This is a genomic window from Streptomyces sp. NPDC002754 (assembly GCF_053592315.1).
Genome location: NZ_JBSFVM010000016.1, coordinates 150,350 through 161,592 on the forward strand (window position 1 = coordinate 150,350; position 11,243 = coordinate 161,592).

General features: G+C 70.2%; 7 protein-coding genes. 3 read left to right on the forward strand and 4 right to left on the reverse strand.

Translation table 11 applies throughout. The features are described from left to right. The first annotated feature begins 195 nt into the window (after positions 1-195). Positions 196-1,254 carry an AraC family transcriptional regulator gene (locus tag ACWD2L_RS27340; protein WP_351341205.1) on the forward strand — a complete coding sequence of 353 codons (1,059 nt, stop codon included), beginning with the start codon at positions 196-198 and terminating at the stop codon, positions 1,252-1,254. Positions 1,255-1,439: 185 nt separating this feature from the next. Here the strand turns inward: ACWD2L_RS27340 and ACWD2L_RS27345 are convergent, their stop codons facing one another. Then, a complete protein-coding gene (locus ACWD2L_RS27345) occupies positions 1,440-4,055 on the reverse strand; it encodes a bifunctional FO biosynthesis protein CofGH (RefSeq protein ID WP_351341203.1) in 2,616 nt (871 codons plus the stop codon). 104 nt (positions 4,056-4,159) lie between these two features. Between ACWD2L_RS27345 and ACWD2L_RS27350 the strand changes: the two genes are divergently transcribed. Both ACWD2L_RS27350 and ACWD2L_RS27355 read left to right on the forward strand, forming a co-directional pair. Next, a complete protein-coding gene (locus ACWD2L_RS27350) occupies positions 4,160-4,486 on the forward strand; it encodes a hypothetical protein (protein WP_351341201.1) in 327 nt (108 codons plus the stop codon). Between the two features lie 21 nt (positions 4,487-4,507). Then, positions 4,508-6,034 (forward strand): CehA/McbA family metallohydrolase, encoded by a 1,527-nt coding sequence (locus ACWD2L_RS27355; RefSeq protein WP_351341198.1) that lies wholly within the window; start codon positions 4,508-4,510, stop codon positions 6,032-6,034. 44 nt (positions 6,035-6,078) lie between these two features. Here ACWD2L_RS27355 and ACWD2L_RS27360 read toward each other — a convergent pair whose 3' ends face one another. The 3 genes from ACWD2L_RS27360 to ACWD2L_RS27370 all read right to left on the reverse strand — a co-directional run bounded on the left by ACWD2L_RS27360 (position 6,079) and on the right by ACWD2L_RS27370 (position 11,014). Next, positions 6,079-7,689, reverse strand: coding sequence for a serine/threonine-protein kinase (locus ACWD2L_RS27360; RefSeq protein ID WP_351341195.1), 1,611 nt, complete (start codon positions 7,687-7,689; stop codon positions 6,079-6,081). A 128-nt stretch (positions 7,690-7,817) separates the two neighbouring features. Further along, positions 7,818-9,278 carry an aldehyde dehydrogenase family protein gene (locus ACWD2L_RS27365; RefSeq protein WP_351341193.1) on the reverse strand — a complete coding sequence of 487 codons (1,461 nt, stop codon included), beginning with the start codon at positions 9,276-9,278 and terminating at the stop codon, positions 7,818-7,820. Further along, the gene (locus ACWD2L_RS27370) at positions 9,275-11,014 is read right to left on the reverse strand and encodes an N-acyl-D-amino-acid deacylase family protein (protein WP_351341221.1); all 1,740 of its coding nucleotides are present in this window, start codon (positions 11,012-11,014) and stop codon (positions 9,275-9,277) included. Before ACWD2L_RS27370 ends, ACWD2L_RS27365 begins: the two co-directional genes overlap by 4 nt. Positions 11,015-11,243: the final 229 nt, after the last annotated feature.

Consider the following 11,243-nt stretch of genomic DNA (forward strand, 5'->3'; position numbering starts at 1 on the left):
GGTTGGTTTTTCCCAACCCTTTCTTTGGTGGTTGGCGTACCGGATCACCGGATCACGCCAACTCGGGTCCCGGAGCGTCTTTCTCGACGCGATCCGGTAGGAGCTGCCCGGAAACGGCCCGCCGCTCCACCCGTTGGAGGATCCTGAGGTCACACGTCTTCTGGCGCTGAGGGGCACTGGGAAAGGCGGGACATCATGGATGCGGGCAAGGGACAGGGCCTTGTGACCGCGGCCAACCGCTTCACCACGCGTTCCGTGGACGAGGCGCGTGCCGTGCTGTCGCAGCAGTTCTACGACATGAAGCTGGACACGCCCGCAGCGGACGACTTCGACCTCGACGCCGACGTCGTGCTGCTGGGTGGCGTGACGATCGGACGCATGTCGTTCGGCGCGTCCATCAGGGCCTACATCCCTGAACTGGACTGCTACCACGTCGTGGCGCCCACGACGGGATCCTTCAGCATCGGCCAGGGCCCGGCGGCCGACACCCAGGTGTCGGCCCGCACAGGGGGCATGCTGAACCCCACGGGCAGCTTCCGAGTCGGCGATTTCTCGCCGGACTGCGACACCCTCACCATCAAGGTCGACAAGGCGGCGGTGCACCGGCAACTGGAGATCATGCTGGGCAGGCCCGCGCACCGTCTCGCCGACTTCAAGCCCGCGTTCGACATCTCCCAAGGCGCGGGCCGCAGTTGGGCGGGCCTGGCCCGCTGGACCGCACTCGACTCGAACAGTCCCGACGGGCTGTTGCAGAGCCCCATGATCTGCGGTCGGCTCGAACAGACCCTGCTGGAAGGGCTGTTGCTGGCGACCGATCACCGCTACCGCGAGGCGCTGGCCGCTCCCCCGCCCGCGCTGCCCGCAGCCGCCGTGAAGCGCGTCATGGACGCCGTGCGCGACAGCCCGGCCGACCCCTGGGACGCGAACCGGCTCGCCGCCGTCGCCCAGGTCAGCCTGCGCACGCTGCAGGAGTCGTTCCGCAAGCAGCTGCGGATGACGCCCATGGGGTACGTGCACGAGGTGCGCCTTCAGCACGTACGGATGCTGCTGCGTGTCGCCGAACCCGGCGAGACCACAGTCACCGTGGTCGCCTACCACTGGGGCTTCGCCCACCTGGGCCGGTTCGCCCGGCGCTATCAGGACCGGTTCGGCGAACCCCCCTCCCGTACGCTCGCCACCGCCGCCGCGCGAACCGGACAGCGGTCGCGCGCGAAGCGGCGAGACCGGACCCCGGCCCAGGACGTACGTTCCTGATGCCGCCCCGTTCACGGGATGTCGCGGTGATGGGCGGTGTCGGCGCCGCCCACCCGCCGCTCCCCTCCATCCCCATGTCCGGCGGCGGACCGAGTCGCAGACAATGCGGGAGCGTCTGCGCAACCTCGGGCCCGGCCGCCCACCCTGTCAGCGGCGCCGGGCCCGGGATCCCGAAAGCGTAGGCCCTACGGCTCCAACACCGGCAACAGCTCCGGGAGATGGCCGTCCGATGCCTGCGCGGACCGGACCCGTTCCTCGGCCACCTCCCCGTACAGGGTGGTGCGCGGCTTGGCCGGGCGGCCCGCCGTGTCGGCGACCTCGATCAGGTCCTTGACCGACTTGTACGAGCCGTAGGAGGAGCCCGCCATCCGGGAGATGGTCTCCTCCATGAGCGTGCCGCCGAGGTCGTTCGCGCCCGAGCGCAGCATCTCGGCCGCGCCCTCCGTGCCGAGCTTCACCCAGCTGGTCTGGATGTTGGGGATGTGCGGGTGGAGGAGGACGCGCGCCATCGCCGTCACGGCCCGGTTGTCCCGCATCGTCGGGCCGGGGCGCGCGATGCCGGCGAGGTAGACCGGCGCGTTGGTGTGGATGAAGGGGAGGGTGACGAACTCCGTGAAGCCGGCCACGTTTTTGGACAGTGCAGCCTGCTGGATGGACGCCAGGGTCCGGAAGTGGCCGAGCCAGTGGCGGGGCTGGTCCACATGCCCGTACATCATCGTCGAGGACGAGCGGATGCCCAGCTCGTGCGCGGTCTTGACGACCTCGATCCAGGTCGCCGTCGGCAGCTTGCCCTTCGTGAGGATCCAGCGGACCTCGTCATCGAGGATCTCGGCCGCCGTACCGGGGATGGAGTCGAGGCCCGCCTCGCGCGCGGCGGTCAGCCACTCGCGGATCGACATGCCGGTGCGGGACGCGCCGTTCACGACCTCCATCGGCGAGAAGGCGTGCACGTGCATGCCGGGCACCCGCTCCTTGACCGCCTTCGCGATGTCGAAGTACGCCGTGCCGGGCAGGTCCGGGTGGATGCCGCCCTGCATGCAGACCTCGACCGCGCCCACGTCCCAGGCCTGTTGGGCCCGGTCGGCGACCTGGTCGAGCGAGAGCGTGTACGCGTCGGCGTCCGTGCGGCGCTGGGCGAACGCGCAGAAGCGGCAGCCGGTGTAGCAGACGTTCGTGAAGTTGATGTTCCGTGTGACGATGTATGTGACGTCGTCACCGACCATCGACTTGCGGATGTCGTCGGCGATGCCGCACAGCGCGTCGAGGGCGGGCCCGTCGGCGTGCAGGAGGGCGAGGGCCTCGTCGTCGGTGAGCTTCGTCGGGTCGTCGGCGGCCTGCTTCAGAGCGGCGCGTACGTCGCCGTCGATGCGGGACGGCACCATTCCGGGGGCGGCCTGCTCGCGCAGCGCCTCCCAGTCGCCGTACACGACGTCGAAGTCGTCGCGGCGGTCCGACGTCCGGCCCTCGGTGTCGATGGTGCGGTGCAGGTCGGTGCGGCCCGACGACGCCACGTATCCCTCGTCCGGCTCCTGCCAGGGGCGGCCGACGACGGGCGCGTCGGCCACGGCGAGGCCGTCGGCGTCGGCCAGGGCGCTGACGTGCGGGAGCAGCCGCGGGTCGAGCCACGGCTCGCCGCGCGTCACGAACTCCGGGTAGACACACAGCCGTTCACGCAGCTCGAAGCCCGCCTCAGCCGACTGACGCGCCAACTCATCCAGCTTCGGCCACGGCTTCTCGGGGTTCACATGGTCGATGGTGACCGGGGAGACGCCGCCCCAGTCGTCGATCCCGGCGTCGATGAGGCGCGCGTACTCGCCGTCGACGAGGTTCGGCGGGGCCTGGATGTTCCCCGCCGGGCCCATGATGTGGCGGGCGACGGCGACCGTCGCGATCAGCTCGTCCAGCTCCGCGTCGGGCATCCCGCGCATCGCCGTGTCCGGCTTGGCGCGGAAGTTCTGGATGATGAGTTCCTGGATGGCGTGGTACGAGCGGGCGGTGCGGCGCAGCGCGAACAGCGAATCGGCGCGCTCCTCGTATGTCTCCCCGATCCCGATCAGCAGCCCGCTGGTGAACGGCACGGACGAGCGGCCCGCGTCCTCCAACACCCGCAGCCGCACGGCCGGTTCCTTGTCGGGCGAGCCGTGGTGCGGCATCCCCGGCTCGGACCACAGCCGCTCGGCGGTCGTCTCCAGCATCATGCCCATGGAGGGCGCGACAGGCTTCAGCCGCTGGAAGTCCGTCCAGGACAGCACCCCCGGGTTGAGGTGCGGGAGCAGCCCCGTCTCCTCCAGGATCCGGATCGAGATGGCGCGTACGTAGGCGATGGTGTCGTCGTACCCGTGCGCGTCGAGCCACTCGCGGGCCTCGGGCCAGCGGTCCTCCGGCTTGTCGCCGAGGGTGATCAGGGCTTCCTTGCAGCCCAGTTCGGCACCCTTGCGCGCGACGTCGAGGACCTCGTCGGGCGACATGAACATCCCGTGGCCCTCGCGGCGCAGCTTGCCGGGGACGGTCACGAACGTGCAGTAGTGGCACTTGTCGCGGCACAGCCGGGTGAGCGGAATGAACACGCTCTTGCTGTACGTGATGACACCCGGCCTGCCCGCCGCCTCAAGGCCCGCGTCGCGCACACGGGCGGCGGAGGTGGTGAGGTCGGCCAGGTCGTCGCCGCGTGCCTGCAACAGCACGGCGGCCTCCGTGACATCGAGCGCGACACCGTCTCTGGCCCGTTTCAGAGCGCGGCGCATCGCGTTGGCGGTGGGACGTTCTGCCTTGGTCTCTGCTACGGCGTCCGGATCACTCATGAACCGAGCATACGAGCGGATCTCTCCAGCGGGTCTTCCGGGAGCCGCCGAGGGGCACTAGTCTCGCCGGGTCCTGATCGACGCGGGACCGACGGGGGCTTGTCATGATTCTTCGCACGCGTCCCATGACCGTGCTGCTACTGCTGGTCGGCCTGCTGCTCGGCGGCGCACCGGCGACGGCATCGGCGTCGCCGTCGACATCCACCAGTAGCCACATCTCCGCGACTTCCGGGACGCTGCTGAAGACGACCTCCAAGGTCGACGTGAGCAAGAACGTCAGCCAGAGCGTCAGCAAGTCGAAGAAGTACAAGACGAAGAAGTACAAGACGAAGAAGAAAAAGAGGGGCAAATCGCTCAGCTGGATCTTCATCATCCTCATCGTGATCGTGGTGCTGGTCGTCGTCGGCCTGTTCCGCAAGCGCCGCCAGTAGTAACCCCTGGGGAGCCCCGACATGTGCACCGGCGAGAGACACGAGGACGCCCAGGCGGGCGAACACGGCATCGGCAGACGGGCGTTGCTCGTGACCGGTACGGCCACCGCGCTTACGCTCACGACCATGAGCTTCGCCAGCGCCGCCGACGGCGCGCAGTCCACCAAGACGCTCAAGGGCACGCTGCCACCGGGCGCGCCCGACTACGTCTACCTTCCCGTCGATGTCCCCTCGGGCGTACGCGAGATCAAGGTCTCGTACACGTACGAGAAGGCCACCGGGCTCCCCGCCGGAACCCAGAACAACGCCCTGGACATCGGCGTCTTCGACGAGCGCGGCACGGCGCTCGGCGGCGAGGGCTTCCGCGGCTGGTCCGGAGGCGCCCGCACCGAGTTCTTCATCCGCGCCGACGACGCGACGCCCGGCTACGTCCCGGGCCCCGTCCGCCCCGGCCGCTGGAACATCGCGCTGGGTCCGTACACGGTGGCCCCACAGGGCCTGCCGTACGAGGTGACGGTGACGCTCACGCACGGCCCCACCGGCGAGACGCCGCGCCCGAGTTATCCGCCGCAGCGGGCCCGCGGCCGGGGCCGCGCCTGGTACCGCGGGGACTGCCACCTGCACTCCTGGTACTCGGACGGCCGCCGCACACCCGCCGAGATCGGCGCGCTCGCCCGCGCCGCGGGCCTGGACTTCATCAACACCTCCGACCACAACACGCACTCCGCGCACGCGCACTGGTCGGACGTCGCGGGCGACGACCTGCTCGTGATGATCGGCGAGGAGATCACCACCCGTAACGGCCACGTCGTCGCGCTCGGCACCGAACCCGGCACGTTCGTCGACTGGCGCTACCGGGCCCGCGACAACCGCTGGGCCAAGTACGCGCAGCAGATCCGCCGCGCGGGCGGCCTCGTCGTCCCCGCGCACCCGCATGCGACGTGCATCGGCTGCGGCTGGAAGTTCGGCTTCGGCGAGGCGGACGCGGTCGAGGTGTGGAACGGCCCGTACACCCCGGACGACGAGGTGTCCCTGGCGGACTGGGACAACACCCTTGTCTCCTACGCCCGTTCAAAGGGCCGCACGGGGTGGATCCCGGCGATGGGCAACAGCGACGCGCACCGCGACCCGGACCGCGTCGGCGGCCCGCAGACGGTGGTCCTGGCGGACGACCTGACTCGCGAGGCCATCCAGGCGGGCATCAAGGCGGGCCACTCCTACGTCGCCGAATCCTCATCGGTCGAGCTCACCTTCACGGCGACCGGCGGCAAGGGCGAGACGGCGGGCATCGGCGACCGCCTCGCGGTCTCCCCCGACACTCCGGTCACCCTCACCCTTACGGCCAAGGCGTCCGCCCCCGACTGCACGCTCCACATCGTCACGGACCAGGGCACGCTCTTCACGACGACCGAGGCCACGGCGACCTGGCGCACCACCCCGGCGTACGCGTCCTACGCCCGCGCGGAACTCAGACACCCCCCAACGACCCCGGGCCTCCCCGGCCCCCTCGCGGCCTTCACGAACCCGATCTTCCTGGGGCCCCTTTAAGTTAAGCCCCATCCAAGCCCCTGCGGCGATTGAGGCGCGGGGGCTCAATTGGGCGCGGACTTCCGGAAGCGGATGAAGGCTGCGGGCACGATGTAGATCAGGGCGAGCGCTTCGAAGGCGAGAAGCATCGCGATGAGGCTGCTGACCAGGTCCATGAGGTTCTGGTACATGGACGGCTGCCACCTCGCCTCGCCCAGGTGCTGCACCTCGAGACCGGTCACGCTGTATCCGCCCACCCCCCACCAGGAGTGCAGGACCAGGACCGCGAGCCCGAGCCAGTACAGCAGAAACCGCTGGTTGGGGCCGCCGCTCCTGGTCAGCATGAACGCCAGGCCGATCAGCGCCGCCGCACCCGTCACCCGCGTGAAGCCCATGAAGGTCGCGTCGGCGAAGAAGACGAGGAGCGAGCCGAAGCCCGCGGGCACCAGCCACAGCAGCCCGAGCAGTGGCCGGCCCAGCAGCCTGCCACGGTCACCCCCGGCTACCGAGGCGCCCGGCCCGGACCGGGCTGCCGCCGCTCCCCAGGGCTGAGGAGCGGGGCCGTACGAGTACCGGGGCGGCGGCGGGGCGGCCTGCGTGGCGGACCCGTGGAAGCCGCCGGATCCGCCGGCGGGGCCCGGCGGGGTCGAGGGCGGCGGCGGGGTCGGGGCGCCCGGCGACGCCCCGGCCGGCTGCGTCGCGGCGCCGTGGAAGCCCGCCGGGGCTCCGGGGTCGTACGCGGTGTGGCCGGGACCGAAGCCCGGCTGCGGCCCCTGTTGCGGGAGCTGTCCGTGCAGCTCCGTGTCGACCCGCGCCTCCAGGTTCAGGAGCTGCCCCGACGTACGGGCGATCAGCGAGACGACCTGCGCGGGCAGCCACGTGTCGCTCGTCGCGTCGTGCGTGCGCGCCCGGCCCACGAGCTGCCCCGCGTCCGGCCGCGCCTCCGGCTCCGGGTCGAGGCACTGCCGGATGAGGTTCCGCAACTCCTCGTCCACGCCCGGGAGTTGCGGGTCGAGGCTGCCCCGGTGCGGCTGGACGCCGGTGGCGGCGAAGGCGAGCGTGAGCCCGAAGCTGTAGACGTCGGTCGCGGCGGTCACCCGCTCGCCGTACGCCTGCTCCGGCGACATGTAGGCCGGAGTACCGATCCGCGCCCCGGTCGAGGTCAGCCCCGCCGCGCTGAGACCCGCGTCGAGCGCGGCGTGCACGATCCCGAAGTCGATGAGGCGCGGCCCGTCGGCGGACAGCAGCACGTTGGACGGCTTGAGGTCACGGTGCACGAGCCGGTCCCGGTGCACGTGCTCCAGGGTCTGCGCGAGATCGGCCGCGAGCCGCCACAGCGATTCGGCGGGCAGCGGCCCGAACCGGTCGACCGAGTCCTGGAGGGAGGGCCCCGACACGTACTCCGACGCGTACCAGGGGTGCCGCTCCTCCAGACCGGTGTCCACGACCGGCACCGTGCCCGGCGCCCCGACCCGCCGGACGACGTCCGCCTCGCGCCGGAACCGCTCACGGAACCCCGGCTGCGCCGCCATGTCGGCGTGGATGAACTTCAGCGCGACGGAGCGGCCTCCCGCGTTGCGGGCCAGATAGACCCGCCCCATGCCGCCCTCACCGATCCTCCGCAACACCCGGTATGTACCGACCGTGCGCGGATCCTGCGCCTCCAGCGCCTCCATGGAACCCCCGGTTCCGCCGTAGTGACCGTCTGCAACTGTGCAGGCTGACCTGCTTGTTGTAAAGACGCACTAAAGGGGCCCGTGGGTTCCGTGAGGCGACAGATACCCTCCTCCTGCGGCCTGCCCAGCTAGCCCGGCCACACGATCGACTGCCACTCGCTGTACGCGTGCAGGGCGTACGAGCCGACGTCCCGGCCCACCCCGCTCTTCTTGAAGCCGCCGAACGGCGCCTCCATGTTCCGGCCGATCGTGTTCACGCCGACGCCACCGGCCCGCAGCCGCCGCGCGACCCGGAAGGCCCGTGCGACATCGCCCGACCACACGTAGTCGATGAGGCCGTAGTCGGAGTCGTTCGCGAGGGCGATCGCCTCGTCCTCGTCGCCGTCGAAGGGGACCACGGCGACGACGGGCCCGAAGATCTCCTCGCGCACCACCCGCATGTCGTTGGTGCAGTCGGCGAGCAGGGTGGGCGATATGTAGAAGCCGTTCTCGAACGCGGGGCGCTCGCCGCCCGCGACGACCGTCGCGCCCTCCTTCCGCCCCAACTCGACGTACGACTCGATCCGTTCCCGGTGCGCTGCCGAGATGACGGGCCCGACGACGGTCCCCTTCGCGCGCGGGTCGCCGACCTTCATGTAGCCGATGTACGCGGTGAGCTTGGCGACGAACTCGTCGTACACGGACCGGTGCACGATCGCCCGCGTCGGGGCCGTGCAGATCTGCCCGCTGTAGAAGGCGTACGTGGTGCCGATGCCGGCCACCGCCGAGTCCAGGTCCGCGTCGTCGAGGACGACCGCGGCGCCCTTGCCGCCCAGCTCCATCAACTGCCGCTTCATGGACCGTCCGCACACCTCGCCGATGCGCTGCCCGACGGCGGTGGAGCCGGTGAAGCTGACCATGTCGACGTCGGGCGAATCGACCGCGGCCTCGCCGACGCCGACCTCGGTCCCGCTCACGACGTTCACGACACCGGCCGGAACTCCCGCCTCCTCCAACGCCGCCGCCATCCGGAACACGGACAGCGGATCCTGCGGCGCGGGCTTCACGAGCACGGTGTTGCCCATGGCGAGCGCGGGGGCGACCTTGCCGGCCGGGTTGGCCCACGGGTTGTTGTATGAGGTGATGCAGGTGACGACGCCGACCGGCTGCCGCACGGCGAGCGCGCCCGTCACGCCCGCCTTGCCCATCGGCCCGGCCTCGTTGATCTGCGGCGCCATCGCCTCCTCGACCGGTTCCAGCGCCCCCTTCGCGTACCGCCGGAACCGCGCGACGCCGACACCGACCTGCATGCCGCGCGCGGTCCCGGTCGTCGCCCCGCTCTCCTCCTGGGCCAGCTCGGCGTTGCCGGCGAAGTCCCGTTGCATGAGGTCGGCGGCCCGGTGGAGGATCGCGGCCCGCTCCTCCGGCTTCGTACGCGACCAGGGCTCGAAGGCATCGCGGGCCGCGCGCGCGGCGTCGTGCACCTGCTGCCGCGAGGCCTCGGGAGCGTGCCCGACGACGGCCTCACTCGCCGGATCGACCACGTCATAATGCCCGCCCTCGGGCTCGACCCACTCACCCCCGACGAACAGCCTTTGCCCTTCGCTCACTTGGTACTCACCGTCCGGGTGTCGGCGCCCGACCGCAGCACCTTGCCGGGTACCACGCCGCTCACGACATCCCCACGCATGGCCTCAACTCCATTGACCCACACGGCAGTTATGCCGATCGCCTTCGAGTCGAGGCGCGGGCTGTCGCCGGGCAGATCGTGCACGAGAGTGGCTTTCCCGGCATCGATGGTCTCGGGGTCGAACAGCACCAGGTCGGCGTGGAAGCCCTCCTGAATCCGCCCCCGCTCCCGAAGCCCGAACAACTGCGCCGGATCATCGGTCAGCATCTTGACGGCCTCCTCCAGGCCGAGCAGCTTCCGCCCCCGCAGACAGTCCCCGATGAACCGGGTCGTGTACGGCGCACCGCACATCCGGTCCAGGTGCGCGCCCGCGTCGGACCCGCCGAGCATGACGTCCTCGTGGTTCCAGGTCTCGGCCCGCAGCGCCCAGGAGTCCGGGTCGTTATCGGTCGGCATGGGCCACAGCACGGTCCGCAACCCGTCATTGGCACAGATCTCGACGAGACACTCGAACGGCTCCTGCCCCCGCTCAGCGGCAATGTCCTTCACGACCCTCCCCGACAGCCCCTCATTGGCCTCGGAGTACGTGTCACCGATGACATAGCGCCCGAAGTTCGCGAGCCGCCGGAAGACGCCGGCCTCCTTGCTGTCGGCGCGGCGCAGCATCTCGCCCCGCACCTCGGGGTCACGCAACTTGGCGATACGTTCCTCAACAGGCAGCGCGAGCACCTCGCCCCACCCGGGTATCAGATTGAGCGCGCAGAACGTCCCGAGGCTCATGTTCATCGGCGTCAGGATCGGCATCGTCAACGCGACGATCCGCCCACCCGACTTCCGGGCCCGCTCACTCGCCTCCAACTGCCGCGGCACGCGCTCGGGCACGGAGGCGTCGATGGTGAGCACGTTCCAGTTGAGCGGCCGCCCCGCGGCAGCGCTCATCTCCACGAACAACTCAATCTCATCATCACTGAACTGATCGAGACACCCGGCGACGATGGCCTCGATCTGCGTCCCCTCGTGCTCACCGACCGCGTTGCTGAGCGCGATCAGCTCAGCGGGCTTCGCATGCCGGGAGGCGACGGGCTCGCCGTCCCCATCCGAGTGCGAGGACGACTGAGTAGTGGAAAGCCCCCAGGCCCCGGCCTCCATCGCGTCCTTCAACAGCCCAACCATCCGGTCGAGTTGCTCGGGCGTCGGCTGCCCACCGACAGCATCCGCCCCCATCACGTACCGCCGCAGCGCGCAATGCCCCACCATGAAACCGGCATTGACGGCGATCCGCCCGTCAAGGGCCCCCAGATACTCCCCGAACGAATTCCACGTCCACGGCGCCCCTTCCTCCAGGGCGACCAGCGACATCCCCTCCACCCTGGACATCATCCGCCGGGTGTAGTCGGCGTCACCGGGCTGCGCCGGGTTCAACGGGGCGAGCGTGAACCCACAGTTGCCTCCGGCGACGGTGGTCACGCCGTGATTGAGCGAGGGCGTGGCATACGGATCCCAGAACAACTGGGCGTCGTAGTGCGTGTGCGGATCGACGAACCCGGGCGCGAGCACGAGCCCCGAAGCATCCTCACTGCTCCGAGCCTCCTCGCCGACCTTCCCGACTTCGGCGACAACGGCAATCCGCCCGTCCCGAATCCCGACATCAGCCACGAAGGCGGCCCCACCGGTCCCGTCGACAACGGTGGCACCCTTGATGAGATGGTCGAGCATACGAGTTCGTCTCCCTCCAACGATCAAGCCGACAATCAAGCCCTTGCGGCGATTGAGCAGGCCTTTCAAGCCCGTGCGGCGATTGAGCAGACCTTTCAAGCCCGTGCGGCGATTGAGCAGACCTTTCAAGCCCGTGCGGCGATTGAGCAGGCCTTTCAAGCCCGTGCGGCGATTGAGCAGACCTTTCAAGCCCGTGCGGCGATTGAGCAGACCTTTCAAGCCCGTGCGG